Here is a 14,592-nt window from a genome sequence, read left to right on the forward strand (position 1 = left end):
GCGGCCACCGCCCGGCCTGACTCGGGAGCCGGGCTCCCGGTGCCCGGCATCCCCGCCGCACTCGCCGTACCCGCCGCACCGGGCGGCCCAGGCCGGCCGGGCGACTCCCCTCACCGTCAGGAACGGCGCTTCGGCTTCGCCCGCTTGGCCGGGGCCGCCTTCTTCGCCCCGCCCCGGCCGGCCTGGGTGCCGCCCCGGCCGCCGGCCTTGGCCGCGGGCTTGCCGCCCTGCTGCGGACGCGCCCCACCGGGCTTCTTCCGCGCCTGCTGCTCCTTCTTCTTGTCCTGCTGCTCCTTCGACTGCGCCGCCATGCCGCGCGAACTGTTCACCGTCCGCCCCCGGACGATCCCGATGAACTCCTCCACCAGCTCGGTGGTCAGCGCCTCCGGCCAGGCCAGGGCGAGCTGCGACTGCGGAGCCTCCAGCACCGGACGGTACGTCAGGTCCTTCCGGTGGTGCAGCCGCGCCAGCGACTGCGGCACCAGCAGCACTCCGATCCCAGCCGCCACCAGCTCGATCGCGTCCGCCGTGGTGGCCGGCCGCTCGAAGGCGGGCCGACCGGGCAGCTCGGTCCAGCCCAGGGTGTCGTCCAGCGGGTGCAGCACGATCTCGTCGGCCAGCTCCGTGAGCTCCACCTCGTCGACCGCCGTCAGCACGTGGTCCTTCGGGACCACCACCACCGTGGTCTCGGTGTACAGCGGGATCGCGCTCAGCACGGACCGGTCCACCGGCAGCCGCACCAGCCCGGCGTCCGCCAGCCCGTCCCGCAGGACCGCCGATCCCTCCGGCGCCTCCACCGGCACCAGCGAGAGCGGCACCAGCGGCAGCCGCTCACCCCAGACCCGCACCCACTTGGTCGGAGTCACGCCCGGCACGTACGCCAGCCGGAAGGAGGGAGAAGGGGAGGGAACCACCTGCGAGTCAGTCACCCCGCCAGGCTACCGACCCCTCCGCCGCCCACCGACCACCGCCGTGAGCGGGGCGTGCGTCCGGTTCCCTTACCCTTGTCCCCATGACTTCGCTCAATTCCAAGACCTCCCAGCAGATGAAGCCGGCCACCGCGGCCAAGAAGCTCGGTGTGTACCTTCCGGCCACCCCTGCCGAGTTCCAGGAGGGCGTCGTCACCCGCGACGAGCTGAACGCGCTCCAGACCGACCCGCCCGCCTGGCTCACCGAGCTGCGCCAGAACGGGCCGCACCCCCGCCCGGTGGTCGCCGCCAAGCTCACCGTCTCCATCGCGGGCCTGGCCCGCGGCGGTGTCACCGACGCCCTCACCACCGAGCAGATCGAGGCCATCAAGGCCGAGAACCCGCTCTGGCTCCAGCACGAGCGCGCCTCCCTGGTCGACGTCCGCAAGGAGACCAAGCGCATCAAGGAGAAGAACGAGGAGAAGGCCGCCAAGAAGAGCGACTGACCCTCGCCCCGCGGCAACGGCGGGCCCGGAGCCACCCGGCTCCGGGCCCGTCGCCGCGTCAGACCTTCTTCACCACGCTCGACTTGAGCTGCATCGCCCCGAAGCCGTCCACCTTGCAGTCGATGTCGTGCCCGTCGACCCCGTCGACCAGCCGGATGTTCCGCACCTTGGTCCCGGCCTTGATCCCGGACGGGCTGCCCTTCACCTTGAGCGCCTTCACCACCGCCACGGTGTCCCCGTCGCCCAGCACGTTCCCGACCGCGTCCTTCACCACCCGGGCCCCGTCCCCGGCCACCCCGGTCTCCACCGGGCCGGGCTCCCACTCGTGGCCGCACTCCGGACACACCATCAGGGCGTCCATCGCGTAGGTGTACTCGCCCGAGCACTTCGGACAGGACGGCAGGTTCTCGCTCATCCGGTCACCCTGGCCGGGCCCCGGTCACCCCTAGGCTCGCCCCATGCGCGCACACCTGCACCAGATCGTCGTGGACTGCCACGACCCGCAGAGCCTCGTCCGCTTCTGGGCGACCCTGCTCGGCACCACCCCCGTCGACCGGGCCCGCGGCTGGTCGCACCTCGACCTCCCGACCGGCGGCCGGATCTCCTTCCAACCGGTCCCCGAACCCCGCCCGGGCAAGAACCGGCTGCACCTCGACGTGGCCGTCGACGACCTCCCGGCCGCCGTCGCCCTGGCCACCTCCCTCGGCGCCGTCCCCACCGGGGAGACGGTCACCGACGACCAGGGCTCGTTCCGCACCATGGCCGACCCCGAGGGCAACGAGTTCTGCTTCGTCACCACCTGACCGCGGGGTGCCCGCCCCGGGGCCGGCTCCGACGGGTCAGTTGACCTGGTAGAGGCCGGTCTCCCGGTCGCGGTAGACCGAGTTCGCCTTGCGCAGCTGCTCCAGGTCCCGGCGGACGGTGCGCGGGTCGGGCACGACCACGTAGCTGGCCCGGGCGCGCACCCAGTCCCAGGTCCCGCCCTCCTGCCGCATCGCCTGCAGGAGTTGCTCGCGGCGCTCGATGGCGGAGGTGGGCGCGGTGCGAGTGGCGGGAGTGTTCTCGTTCATGCGGGTCATTCTGACCCGGAAGCACCACGGCTTCCAATTCCCGTCGGTCACGTGAGCCGCTACTCGGTCGCCTTCTCACCTGTGGGCCACTTGCCGAGCAACGTGGTCTCGGGCAGAGCCCCGCCCCCAGGCGCTCGTTCTGCCGGCCTGCCCCCTTGGAGTCATGACGCCAGGTGGATTGGTGGAACGTCTTGCGTCCGCCGCCGGCGGCAAGGGGCCGCAGCGAGGTGACCTTGATTCGGTAGCGGGACGCGGGGTTACGGCCGTTCCCGCTATCACCGCGGCGCGGTGGGTGCCGCATGGTACGGCTGCGCGGACTCATCCGAGCGGACCGTTACGACGAAGTCCAGCCTGCGTTCGGCCGGGCTGTGGCGGAACGCGATGGCCCGGCCAGAGCCGGCGTTGGCGACGATCATCTTCAGCTCCAGGCCCAAGCGATCGTTTCGTCGATCAGGTCCAGGGTCAGGCGCCACGTTCTCGCGGTGCCGGCCTCCTCGGGCATACCGGTCCGCGCCCGGCGCTCGGTGCCCTCCGGCCACTTGCCGGGTATGAACAGGCGTCAGGTGATCGGAACGGACGCGGTGTCCGAGGCCGCATGCAGGCTCACCCCCACCTGGCAGTTCGACTGCTTGTACGGAGCCTCGCGCCACTGCCGGGCGACGCCGTCCGGCAGCCACTCCGCCATTGGCTGGACCGACTTTCTGCGACCGTTCAGCATCAACCCGCGCAGGTAGCAGTCGCCCCACTCTCGTGTGTCTTTCCGCGACACCGAAGCGAACACCTCGGCCACGAACGCGGCCAATTCGCTGCGGAGTTGCTCAATCTCTCCCATCCCACGCCAGCCAGGATGCCCGACGTGCAGTGCAAGATCAAACAATCTGACGAGCTACTGACTCGGCTCCCCGTGCGCGCACACCTGCACCAGATCGTCCTCGACCGCTACGACCCGCAAAGCCTCGTCCGCTTCTGGGCTGCCCTGCCCGGCGCCATCCCTGTCGACGGGGCCGGGGCTGGTCCCACCTCAACCTCCCGGCCGGCGGCCGGCTCGCCTTCCAATCGGCCCCCGAACCCCGTCGGGCCAAGAGTTGGCTGCACCTCGACATGGCTGTCGACGACCTTCCCGCCGCCGTCGCCCCGGCCACCTCGCTCGGCGCCACCCGCTCGACGGTCACCGACGGCCAGGGCTTTTTCCGCACCATGGCCGACCCCGAGGGCAACGAATTCTGCTTCGTGACTGGCCTGATCCCACTGGCCCGGTAGCGCAGAGGGACCTGAGCTCGCGGGGCCGTCGTTCAGGAGGTGGGCACGGATGTCGGCCTGCTTGGGCACCTCAGGAAGTCGCCTTCCTGGGGCTGGGAACTGCGGCCCGATTGGTGCACCGCCTCCACATGTTGACATGTGAACTTAGTCAATGGTTGGGGTAGTCTGAGGGTGCATCTCGACTGCGGATCGCCATGCAGTCGTGGGCAGGAGGTAGCCAGCAGGTACGACTCCTCGCGCCATCGACCGGAGAACAGAATGACCCAGCCCAGTGCAGTTCCCGTCACGCTGGCGGAGATTGCCAGGATCGCTGGTGTCGGGCGGGCGGCCGTCAGCAACTGGCGCCGACGGCACGACACCTTTCCGACTCGAATCGGTGGATCGGATGCAAGTCCTCAATTCTCGTTGGCTGAGGTGGAGTCCTGGCTTCGGGGGCAGGGCAAGTTGCGGGAGGTGGGCGGCCGAGAGCGGTTGTGGCCGCAGTTCGACGTCCTAGGAGACCGCGTCGAATCCGGCCTCGCCATTGCGTTGAGCGCCCTGAGGCAGCCTCGGGACGTAACTGTGGTGACGGCGCCGACGGCCGAACTTTCGCTGCCTGCTAGAGAGTTGGTCAGGCAGGCAGATGCCCTGGCGGAGGAGGAAGGCGCACAGGAGACTTTCGACTTCCTGCTGGGGCGCTGGCTGGACGCGAACGTCCGGCAGATCAGTGCCACCCCGGCCCCGATGGCGGAGCTCATGGCCGCCATAGCGAATCAGGTGATCGGCCGAGATGCCGGCGGATCGCGCATCATTCTTGATCCAGCGTGTGGAACGGGTGGCCTGCTCCAGGCTGCGGCAGAGGCCGGTTCCCTTGACGATGTGGGTGCGACACCGGTGATCTTGGCGGGTGTCGATCAGGAGCCGGTGCTGGCTGCGCTGGCCACAGCTCGGCTCTCCTTCGTTCGTTCGGGCAGTGCGGAGCGCGGCGAGTCGGTGGAGCGGGTCGTGGATGTCCGTGCCGGGGATTCGCTTCGCGCGGACCCTCACGCGGGTCTCCAAGCTGACATCGTCCTGTGCAACCCCCCTTTCAATGAGCGTGACTGGGGTTATGAGGAACTTGCCACCGATCCCCGCTGGACATATGGCCTGCCACCCCGTACTGAGCCTGAACTCGCTTGGATTCAGCACGCGTTGTCCAAGCTGACCCCAGGGGGTGTGGCGGTGCTGGTGCTTCCTCCCGCCGTGGCATCCCGGCGGGCGGGGCGGCGGATACGGGGAGCTCTACTTCGGGCCGGAGTCCTGCGGTCGGTCATTGCCCTGCCTCCTGGCTGCGCGCCGCCGCACAGTGTGTCCCTGCACCTGTGGGTGCTGCGGGCCAGCGGTGTCGCCCACACTCTGGATGCGGGCCGTTCGCTCCAGCTGGTCGATGCGGGGGGCGTCGGTGCGGCCGTGGCGAAGGTCGGGCAGGGCATCGACTGGGCTGTGCTCCATCGTGCTGTGCTGGCCGCGATGGGCATGGACGGAACGACGGTCCAAGGGAAAGGAGTCGATGGACGCTCAGCTGCCCGTAGTGCCATCGTGCCTGTGATCGAGCTGCTTGACGAAGAGATCGACCTGACCCCGGCGCGGCATGTGCCGGCGGCGACCAGAGGTCTCAGTGGGCTGAAGGACTCCTGGGGGCGGTTCTCGGAGGTACTGCGGGACGTAAAGGTGTCGGGCGGGCTGCTGTCCACGATCGAGCTGGATGTGCACGCCGGTTCGTCTTCGGGCACGACGACCGTCGGGGAGCTGGTTCGGGCTGGTGCGCTCGTTCTCAGTACCGGGCAGCTACCGCCGGAGGGCTCCGTGCGGACCGGGGAGGTCGGCGAGGGTGGGGTACCTGTGCTGAGTGTGTCGGATCTGTTGATGAATGGTGATCCGAGTGGATGGCTTCCAGCACGTGAGGTGGCGGGCGCGGGCCTGGTGGTCTCGTCGAAGGACGATGTAGTGGTGGTGGGCGTGACTCGCGCATTCTCCGCATGGGTTGAGGCCGGGGCCGCGACGGTGCTCGGGTCGCAGCTCTACTCACTCCGGGCGGACCCGGAACGGCTGGACCCGTGGTTCCTAGCCGGCTGCCTCCGGGCTCCCGCGAACTGCCGTCAGGCCGGTACCCACACGTCGAGTTCGGCTCGAGTGGATGTCCGCAAACTTCAAGTACTACAACTTCCCATCGAGGAACAGCGTCGTTACGGCGAGGTCTTCCGACGGGTCGCACGTTTCGAGCGGGAGACTGCGGAACTGAGTGACCTGGCCCGCGTGCTGGTGCAGGAGCTCAGTGACGGCCTGTCAGCGGGACAGCTTCCCTCCGCCGGACCGGTGCGCAGATCCGGGCGAGTGACGAGGGCTCTGTGAGTCCCTTCCGTCCTCTACAGGGAGGGACCCACAGTCGTGTCAGCCCAGCTCCCGTTCCAACCGTTCGAGCAACTGCTGGACGTCGGGTCCATACCCCAACTCGTTCAGACGAGTCTCCAACTCCCGACATACGGCGCGGACTTCATCAGCTGCCGTATTGGAGAGGGCGTTCGCTGCCGCCGTCGCTGCCGCGTGCAGTGCTTCGAGGGCGAGTGCGCAGTCGCCGAAGGGCAGTCGACACTCGGCTGCCCTCAGCTGCCAAATCAGTCTGATTACCCGGTCCTCTGGACCGCGGCTGCGCGCCAGGTCGTCGGATAGCTGCTCGTAGAGCCGGGCGGCCCGGCCGTGGTCACCGAGAATGCGCATCCCGTCGGCGGCAAGCCTTCCGGCCTTGCGGACCAGCGGTCTGGCCGGCCCCCACTCCCGTCGAGCATCCATGAGGAGCCCGGACAGACGGGCGACTGCTGGGCCGGGTGTGCCGGTGGCCAGTTCCTGTGCTGCGGCATCGCAGTCGCTCTCCACTCCCCGCACGGTCAGCCAACCGGCGGAGGGCTCATGATCGATCGATGCGGGCTCCTCGTGGGCGGTGCTCCCCTCCTCCTCCTTCCGGTTTGGCTCTCGGAAGGGCAGGGTCGGATCGGGATCCAGTCGGGGCAGAGGCGCCGGCGTTCCAGGGAGCGGCAGGTACCGGCGGAGTGTCGCGGAGATCTCCTCCATCTCCGGCCGCTGGTCAGGATCCTTGGCCAGCATGCGCAGGATGAGGTCATCGAGGTCAGTTGGTACCTGAGGAGCGAAGACCGCCAGGGGCACCGGAAGCGCTTTCAGGTGTTGCCCCTGTAGCCCGCCGTGGCCTTCGCCCTCGACGAAGGGCGTCCGCCCGGTGAGCATCTCGTAGCAGACGCACCCGAGCGCGTAGACATCGGTCTTGGGCGTGACCGGGTCTCCGAGGATCTGCTCAGGCGCCTGATATCCGAGGCTGCCGAGAGTCGCCCCGGGCTTCGTGTAGTTGGTGGCGTCGGGACTGAGGTCTTTGGCGATGCCGAAGTCCAGCAGCTTCACGATTCCGGGCGTCGAGATCATCACGTTCTGTGGCTTCAGATCGCGGTGCACCACTGGGAGGCTGTGGGCACAGGCGAGGGCGTCGGCGATCTGTACAGCGATCGCGACTGCGGGGCCGAGGGTCAGTGGGCGGCGCAGTGCGAGGAGCTCGTTGAGCGCCATGCCGTCGACGTACTCCATGACGAGATAAGGAACGCCCCGGTGCTTCCCCGCGCCATTCAACCTGGGAATGCCCTGGTGGTTGAAGCTGTCGAGCAGTGCCGTCTCCCGCTCGAACCGCTTGACCATGACCGCGATCTCGTCCTGGAGACCCCGGGTGTCGAATTGGTGCTGCAGGTCCTCCGTCGACCGGAGGAACTTCACGGCGACGTGTCGGTCGGCACGCTGGTCGACGGCGCGCCAGACCTCGGCCATGCCGCCCTTGCCGATCGGCTCCAGCAGTTCGTACCGGCGGTCGACCAGCTCCCCGTGCCTGAATTCCCACGCCCTCATCGAACGTCCCCTTCGGCCAGCGCTTCCAGAACCGGCGGGCCCCCACATGACCATGCCGTGCTGAACGAGTCCAGCCGTGAAGGATTCTAGCAGCAGCTCGTGTGTGGACTAAGTTCACAATCTCTGGCACGCTGGGCCTGGTGGAGCGGGCGATGGCGGGGCCATGCGGCTGCGCGGTGCCCGGGGATGGGCCGAGCGGCAGGGAGTACGCCCAATGACTGACTGGCAGCGCCCCTTCAGTACGGCGGGGAGTATTTCGCTCGTACGTGCGAGTAGCGTCGCGACGCGTGAGAATCCCGGGGACTGCCCCACCGCCAAGAGCGTTGCGCTTCGTCCGTTCCTCGCTTCCGATCCCGCCCCGCCGAGGTCTTCGAGGGCCGTTGAGGAATTCGCCCCTGGGCCGCTCATGGACGGGCTGAATCTCATGGAACATCAGAATTGGCCCCTTGCGCAGGTGATCGCGGAACTCTGGCGTACGCGGGGGAGGTTTTCCAGCCATCGGCGCCCGGCGCACGCAGGTCTGCTGGAATGGACGGCTCGGGCCCTGCCGCGCTACCTCGCGGAGCGTGAAGCATGGCAGGGCACCCATGGTGACGACGCAGTTCCACGCACCGTGCCGATGTGCCACGAGTGGGCGGTGGTGCGCAACTCGCCCAGCGGTGAACCTGATTCGCGCGGGGCCACCCGCTACGAGCAGACTGCCTGGGGCCGCCGCTATGCTTCGGCGGACGGTACGGTCCGAGACCTCTGGCTGCCGTCAATCGGTACGGCGAGAAGGAATCGCTCTGAGGCTGAACTCGCTGCGATCGCTTACGTACTGGCCAGGGGTGTCGAGTGCCCCCGGCCGGGCTTCAAGGAGCGTTACCAGCCGCTCGATCTGCAGCCTTCGTCCCCCCCGGAGCGGGTCCGAGTGTTCGGGTACGGCTGCGGTGATGGCCGGGCGGAGATTCTGCTCGACTGGGATCAGCAGGCGGTGGAACAGAATTACCGCGCGCATGCGGCACCCGCCTTCGCCCGCGCTGTGGAGGGCGTCGGTGTCGTGCCTGGCAACGACTGTGTCGGCTGCAAGGCCATCGGCGGCTGTACGGCGCTGGAGCGTACTCCCGGGCTCTGGGGGGGCCGTCCGCTCGCCGTCCGCCGCCCCCGGCGGAGCCTCTCTGCTTGGGATCTCCGTCTCTACAAAGACTGCCCGGCGCAGTACCACCTGACTCGGCAGCTGCACCTCACCGGGTTGAGTGCGGAGCACGAATCCGCCATCCGTGGCCGACTCGTGGACGCCCGGTTGAACGACCAGCACCGCGAGCGGCCGGCTCGGGGTTGCCGGGAGATCCCGGGGCCCGTCGACCCGGCCAACTGGTCGGCCGGCGGGCACAGCCTCAGCGGCAGTCCGGCCCGTGAGGCAGCCGCCATGCTTGCCCGGCATGCGGCGCTGTGCCCGGTGGGGGGGTTGATGCCCGAGGACCGCCTACTGACCCAGCGTCAACTCGCCAGTTACGTGCCCGAACTCGATGTTGTCGTGTTCGCCACCCCCGATCTGCTGTACACCCGCTCCGGCGGTTGGGTCTGGAGGGAGACCAAAACCGCCATCCGCAGACCTTGGGAGGGTCAGTCCCTCATGCGCCACTACCCACAGCTCGCGCTCGGCGTACTGCTGCTCGCGGCAGGCGTCCTGGGCGGCGAACTCCGCCGATCACGTGTCGAGTTGGAGCTTCTGTATGCCGATGACAGTACCTGCGAAGAGCTTGATCCGTCGCGGCCAGTGGTCGTGGAGGAGGCTCGCCAGATCATCGCGGAGATGGCTGAACCCCTGCTGCACGACAGCTCCTACGAGCCCAGGGTCGGACGCCACTGCCACAGTTGTGAGGCCCGTGAGTGGTGCGCGCCGGGTAGTGGGTACGGCGTCGAGGACTCGCTTCCGAGTACGGCTACCCCCATGGTCGATGACCTGAGTCGAGGACACTGATGTCACCCAATCCAGGCACCGATGGCTGGCTCGGCTACGCCGATGTGCCACTGCTGCGCACCATCGCCACCGCAGTCGTCAAACTCGCGGACACGACCGGTTTGCAGTCCTTCACGCTCCCGTACGAGCCGGAGGCGCAGCGTGCCCTGGACCGCACAGTGCTCGCCTGCCTGCTCCAGCAAGCACAGCCACCGACGAGCCTGCCCGATCTGCTGCGCTGGTGCCGTACCCGTGCTCTGGAGAACTGGCCGTTGGACCTCCCGTTCGACGCCTTCGGTCCGGACGACTATCTGATCGACCCTCAGTCAGGTGAACCAACTCAACTGTGCCACGAATGGTGGGTGCAGGGCCGGGACAGCGCTGCCGCGCAGTACGACCGCCGAGTGGTACGGCGGGCCATGCAACTGTGCCGCGAGGCGGCCTCGCCGGAGTCGTACACCGCCTTCCGCCGGCTACTGGTCACTCAGCCCGTCCTGTCCAGTGCGGAGAGATTCGAGATCAGCACCGATCTCTTCCTGGAGCCGGTGCGCTCACTGCTGGACGACATCTATGAACTCGCCCCCACCAGTTATCGTCGCAATGGTGTCTATACCGCCTGCCATCGTTGCCTCACGCTGCTCACCCCGTTGGTCGACGGTGGCTGGTGGTGCGAGCGCGATCAGTGTCGTAGCAGCGGTCCGGCTCCGCGTGGGCGCGCCATGCTTGCAGATGAGGTGGGGGAGGTCTATCAACTGGCGCGCCCACTGAGGCAGTTCGTCACCGGTCCCGGCCGTGCCGAGGTGGAGTTGGAGCAGCGGCTCCGGGCGTTGCGGTTGTCAGTGGAGATGTGGCCGGGCTTCGATGCCTACGACCTGAGGATCACCTTCCCTGACCGGTATGTCTGGGCGATCGACGTCAAGGACTGGGCTCATCCCGGACTGCTGGGTCGGGCGGCCCATCCCGTCCGGCCCGAGCCCGGCTTTGACGAGTCCTGCTGGGTGGTGCCGCAGTACCGCGTTGACGCACGCCACGACTACCTCGGCCGGTACGCCCGCAGTAGGCCACCGAGCGCGGCCGGCCTGCGACTGCTCACCGACAACCAGATCGTTGCTGCGGCGGCCGCCAGGCTGCGGGGCGAGGACGGGCCCGCCGCCCGTATCAATCCGGCTGTCGGCCTTGCCGACCCTGTCCACGGAGACCCCGATGCGTGATCGTCACAGCTGGTACAAGCCGGTCGTCGCAGCGCTTGGTCCGTGGCCGGTGGAGCACGCAGCCACCAAACCGGCCTTGCTGTGCCAGGTCGAGCTGGGTCTGAGGCTGTTGGAGCGGCTCGACCTGCAACTGCCTGCCGACAGCGTATGGCCTCTGCTCGGGGGGTACCCCTTCGGTGCGGCGGCGAATCTCGTCCACGATGGGCAGACACAGCAACTGATCACCAACGCACGGCACTTGCTCTGGACATTGCGCCGGCACCGGATGTGGCAGCAGAGCCTGGAGGCGTATGGCCTGCTGCCCGAGCGCCTGCGCGGCTACCGTGTCCCTGAGGGTGCCGGTCCAGCTCGCCGTGTCGATCCGCCGACGGCTGCCCGCCGCTTCGCCGTCTACGACGAGGCCCTGAGTGAACTGCCCGCACTGGAACGCAACGCTCTGCCACTGGCCGAGGTCGGCCCGCACGTTTTCATCGACGGTCGCCGCCGAGCTCATGTGACACTTCCTGAGGAACTGGTATTTCCACCGGCGCCTGGACACGACCTCGACCGGCCCCCGCTCGGCACCAGTGGCCCACTGGATGTCCCTCTGATCGAACTCGCCGACACCGCCCGGTGGATGGACACGACCGAGGCCGAGCGCGGACTGCCGCGCCGAGGCAACTGGGCGCGACGGCTCGCGGAGCTGGAACTGGACACCCGTACCGCCGACGGTCTGCGTTTCGAGGCAGCGACCGTACTGCGACTGGACCGCATGGTGCATCTGGTCGGAATGGTCGGCGCGGGCAAGAGCACGTTGATGTCGCTGATCGCGGTCTGGGGTGCGCGAAAGCAGCTGCGCACCACTCTGGTTGTGGGAGACGTCGCTGAACAGCTCAACACCACTGCGCTGTTCAGAGCCCTCGGTCTGGCGGCCGCGCCGGTGCTCGGCACCACTACTCGGGAACGCCATGTCCAACGATTGCACCGTCGCATCGCCGGGCGCGGCGGTCTTCCGCTGCTCTTGCACGACGACCCCGGCTTCGCGGATCTGAGCACCGTCTGCGTCGTCGACGCACAGCGTGGCCTGGAAGCCGCCGAACCACTGCGCTACGCCGACGCCCCCTGTACAGCGCTGTACCCGACCGAGGTCCGGGCAGCGGCCCCGAGCGGTCACGCCCCGGAATCCCCCGGGCGCTACCGGAACGCCGGCGGTGCCCCGCAACCCCAGCGCGGTGACGACGACCTCGGCCGGCGTCACGGCTGCCCGGTGTGGAGCGCCTGCCCGCGGCACAGCGCCGCGCGTGAACTCGTTGACGCGCTGATCTGGGTGGCCAACCCCGCGAGTCTGGTACAGACGAGGGTCCCGGGCCATCTGAACGCCGAACGTCTGCGCAACCTTGAACTCGCCTGCTTGCGCAGCGACATTCTGATCATCGACGAGGTGGACCGAGTCCAGATGAACCTGGACGACACCTTCGCCCCCTCGGCGACTCTGGTCGTGCGCGGGCCCGAGTCCTGGCTCGACCGGCTGCACACTCACAAGATTGAGGAGTTGGCCCGGCAGGGGCGGCTTCCCCTGTCGGACCGTGATGTCGAGAACTGGAGCGGCGCACTTGGGTCGGTAAGCTCCGCGACCGACCGGATCTATGCGATGCTGATCGACGATGCGGACCTGCGTGAGTGGGTCGAGATCGACTACTTCAGCGCCTGGACGCTCCAGGAGAAGCTGCTGGAGGAGTGGTACCCGTCCGTCGTCCCCGTGCTGAACAGCAGTGTGGAAGGGGACGGAACTGCGGAGTCGGTGCGGGACGAGGGCGAGCTCTTCGACCAGGAGGCCGAAGCGGACTCCTCGACCCAGGACGATGCCGCTCTCGACGCCACGGGCGCAGGCCGGACTCCGTGGTCAGAGCGGAGGGAAGCGATCACCTACGCGTTCGATGCCTTCCGGGATGACCCTCTGGGGGACCGCGGCCCCTACAACACCGTCACGGATCGGCTCGTCGAAGCGGGCCGGGACTTGCTGCACACGCAGCACGTCGCCAACACCCGACGGCGCGTCAGGGCTCTGCAGGCCGAGCTGCTGGTGGGCGCGCCCGGCCTTGAGAACTCCGACGGGTGGCCCCCCCCGGTATCGCGCAAGGGCCGGGACCTCACTCCGGCGGACTTCCGGGGTGCCGAGGACTGGTACGACCGGAGCGCGAAGCGACTGGAGTTCACCCTGCTGCTTGCCGTGCTGCACCAGCGGCTGAGCCGGGTCACCTTCTTGTGGCCGCAGGTGGAGGCCGCGCTGCACCTGGACGCCACCGACAACGAACTCTCACGCCGCCCACCACTGGACTATGCGCCGATCGTTCCGGAAGCGCCGATGGGAAATGTTCTCGGCTTCCAGTTCCTGTCCGACGAGCCCGAGGACGTACAGGACAAGGACGGACGTCGCAGCGGCACGCTGCGCTTCTTCCGTTGCGCCGGGGTGGGCCGCGAACTGCTGCACGCCCTGCCGGATCTGGGCGTTGACAGGGCTTCAGGCCGGCCGGGGCCGCACGTGCTGCTGATGTCCGGCACCAGCTGGGCCGGCACCTCCACCCGCGCGCATGTCCTGGCACCGGTCCAGGCCGTCCTCAAACCCCGGGCCAAGGCGCTGGCGGCGATCCGCGGCACCACGTTCCGCACCAACTTCCTCTACGACCAGGAGAACCGCCCTATCACCCTCTCCGGGCAAGACCTCCGGATCCGGGGGGACGTGCTCAAACAGCTGGTCGGCAAGCTGGCGAAACCGGGACGGGGCGGCACGCCGAGCCCGTTGGAGGCGGAGCTCGGCCAGATCGCCGACGACCGCCGCCGTCGAGCATTGCTGCTGGTCGGAAGCTACCGGGAGGCGACTGCCGCCGCCGACCTGCTGGAGGGGATTCCGCGCTGGCGCGGTCGGGTCAGGGTGCTCGCCCGGGACGACGCCGACCTCGACGAAGGTACCGACACCATCGCGTCCGGGGTGGAGCACGGTGCGGCGGCGCTGCGACGAGGTGAGCTCTCGACCTTCGCCGAGGACGAGGACGCCGAACTGCTCGTCGCACCGCTGCTGGCGATCGAGCGCGGGCACAACATTCTCAGCACGGTCCGTACTCCCAACGAGGAGCGGGTCGCGGCGTTCGGCACCGTGCTGTTCCTGGTCCGCCCCCACCCCCGTCCTGACGACCTGTCACTCGCCGTCTTTGCCATTAACGACTGGGTGTCCCGGTTCGCCCGCGACCAGATCCGGCACCTCGAGCACGGCACCTTCAGTGACCTGGTCGCCAAGGCCGGCTCCCTCAACCGGGCGGGACTCGCGTTCCGGCACGTCGCCCGGACGGAGTGGCGTCGGCTTCTCACCCGGCGCTACATCTACTCCCGGCTCAGCGACGCCGAGAAGGAGTCCTTCGCCTGGGACCAGTTGGTCACCATCTGGCAGGTCATCGGCCGACTGGTCCGCGGCGGAGTCCCGGCCCGAGTCGTCTTCGTCGACGCGGCGTTCGCCCCCGCTCTGGCGGAAGCGCTGGCGCCCACGGCGGCCGTCAGTCCACTCGTCGATCTGCAGGACGAGCCGAAGAAGCAAGCACGCCGACGCCGCCGGAGCACTGACGACGGACTGCTCGTACGACTCCGCGAAGTGCTCGCACCTTACTTCGATCCGAACGCCGACCCCGGTGCCTTCACCGAGCCTTCCGATCCGGCGCTGGTCCGGATGCTCTACCAGCCGCTGTACGACGCGCTCTGCGTCATGCAGACGCGGCCCGTCCTCGCCAAGCAGTCCTGAGGGAG

Annotated in this window: 14 protein-coding genes; 7 read left to right on the forward strand and 7 right to left on the reverse strand. The window is 68.6% G+C overall.

All coding sequences use genetic code 11. From position 1 onward, the window contains the following. Positions 1-116: 116 nt before the first annotated feature. Positions 117-929, reverse strand: coding sequence for a LysR family substrate-binding domain-containing protein (locus ACIRBX_RS16615; protein WP_402297312.1), 813 nt, complete (start codon positions 927-929; stop codon positions 117-119). 83 nt (positions 930-1,012) lie between these two features. On the opposite strand from ACIRBX_RS16615, the gene ACIRBX_RS16620 reads away from it, so the two are divergent. Beyond that, the gene (locus ACIRBX_RS16620; RefSeq protein WP_402297314.1) at positions 1,013-1,414 is read left to right on the forward strand and encodes a DUF5997 family protein; all 402 of its coding nucleotides are present in this window, start codon (positions 1,013-1,015) and stop codon (positions 1,412-1,414) included. Positions 1,415-1,472: 58 nt separating this feature from the next. On the opposite strand, the gene ACIRBX_RS16625 is transcribed toward ACIRBX_RS16620, so the two are convergent. Next, the gene (locus ACIRBX_RS16625; protein ID WP_402297316.1) at positions 1,473-1,829 is read right to left on the reverse strand and encodes a zinc ribbon domain-containing protein YjdM; all 357 of its coding nucleotides are present in this window, start codon (positions 1,827-1,829) and stop codon (positions 1,473-1,475) included. Positions 1,830-1,872: 43 nt separating this feature from the next. Here ACIRBX_RS16625 and ACIRBX_RS16630 point away from each other — a divergent pair, with 43 nt between their 5' ends. After that, positions 1,873-2,217: a VOC family protein gene (locus ACIRBX_RS16630; RefSeq protein ID WP_402297318.1), complete on the forward strand. Its 345-nt coding sequence runs from the start codon at positions 1,873-1,875 to the stop codon at positions 2,215-2,217. Positions 2,218-2,253: 36 nt separating this feature from the next. On the opposite strand, the gene ACIRBX_RS16635 is transcribed toward ACIRBX_RS16630, so the two are convergent. The 4 genes from ACIRBX_RS16635 to ACIRBX_RS16650 all read right to left on the reverse strand — a co-directional run bounded on the left by ACIRBX_RS16635 (position 2,254) and on the right by ACIRBX_RS16650 (position 3,316). Beyond that, positions 2,254-2,484: a hypothetical protein gene (locus ACIRBX_RS16635; protein WP_402297320.1), complete on the reverse strand. Its 231-nt coding sequence runs from the start codon at positions 2,482-2,484 to the stop codon at positions 2,254-2,256. Positions 2,485-2,759: 275 nt separating this feature from the next. Further along, entirely contained in the window at positions 2,760-2,900 is a 141-nt protein-coding gene (locus ACIRBX_RS16640; RefSeq protein ID WP_402297321.1) for a hypothetical protein, read from the reverse strand. 2 nt (positions 2,901-2,902) lie between these two features. Further along, positions 2,903-3,040, reverse strand: a complete 138-nt coding sequence (locus ACIRBX_RS16645; RefSeq protein ID WP_402297631.1) for a hypothetical protein — start codon at positions 3,038-3,040, stop codon at positions 2,903-2,905. Between the two features lie 3 nt (positions 3,041-3,043). Then, positions 3,044-3,316: a transposase gene (locus tag ACIRBX_RS16650; RefSeq protein WP_402297323.1), complete on the reverse strand. Its 273-nt coding sequence runs from the start codon at positions 3,314-3,316 to the stop codon at positions 3,044-3,046. A gap of 134 nt (positions 3,317-3,450) precedes the next feature. On the opposite strand from ACIRBX_RS16650, the gene ACIRBX_RS16655 reads away from it, so the two are divergent. Further along, the gene (locus ACIRBX_RS16655) at positions 3,451-3,744 is read left to right on the forward strand and encodes a VOC family protein (RefSeq protein WP_402297632.1); all 294 of its coding nucleotides are present in this window, start codon (positions 3,451-3,453) and stop codon (positions 3,742-3,744) included. A gap of 258 nt (positions 3,745-4,002) precedes the next feature. After that, on the forward strand, positions 4,003-6,114 hold the full coding sequence (locus ACIRBX_RS16660) for an N-6 DNA methylase (protein ID WP_402297325.1): 2,112 nt from the start codon (positions 4,003-4,005) through the stop codon (positions 6,112-6,114). Positions 6,115-6,153: 39 nt separating this feature from the next. On the opposite strand, the gene ACIRBX_RS16665 is transcribed toward ACIRBX_RS16660, so the two are convergent. Continuing rightward, complete coding sequence (locus tag ACIRBX_RS16665; RefSeq protein WP_402297326.1) at positions 6,154-7,665, reverse strand: serine/threonine-protein kinase; 1,512 nt, start codon at positions 7,663-7,665, stop codon at positions 6,154-6,156. Between the two features lie 424 nt (positions 7,666-8,089). Between ACIRBX_RS16665 and ACIRBX_RS16670 the strand changes: the two genes are divergently transcribed. The 3 genes from ACIRBX_RS16670 to ACIRBX_RS16680 are packed head-to-tail and all read left to right on the forward strand — an operon-like array spanning position 8,090 to position 14,587. Beyond that, the gene (locus tag ACIRBX_RS16670) at positions 8,090-9,628 is read left to right on the forward strand and encodes a PD-(D/E)XK nuclease family protein (protein ID WP_402297328.1); all 1,539 of its coding nucleotides are present in this window, start codon (positions 8,090-8,092) and stop codon (positions 9,626-9,628) included. Next, positions 9,628-10,818 (forward strand): hypothetical protein, encoded by a 1,191-nt coding sequence (locus tag ACIRBX_RS16675; RefSeq protein WP_402297330.1) that lies wholly within the window; start codon positions 9,628-9,630, stop codon positions 10,816-10,818. The genes ACIRBX_RS16670 and ACIRBX_RS16675 overlap by 1 nt, the downstream gene beginning before the upstream one ends. Next, the gene (locus ACIRBX_RS16680) at positions 10,811-14,587 is read left to right on the forward strand and encodes a hypothetical protein (protein WP_402297332.1); all 3,777 of its coding nucleotides are present in this window, start codon (positions 10,811-10,813) and stop codon (positions 14,585-14,587) included. The genes ACIRBX_RS16675 and ACIRBX_RS16680 overlap by 8 nt, the downstream gene beginning before the upstream one ends. Positions 14,588-14,592 lie beyond the last annotated feature (5 nt).

Source organism: Kitasatospora sp. NPDC096147 (assembly GCF_044763225.1).
In the GTDB taxonomy this organism is placed as follows: Bacteria; Actinomycetota; Actinomycetes; order Streptomycetales; family Streptomycetaceae; genus Kitasatospora.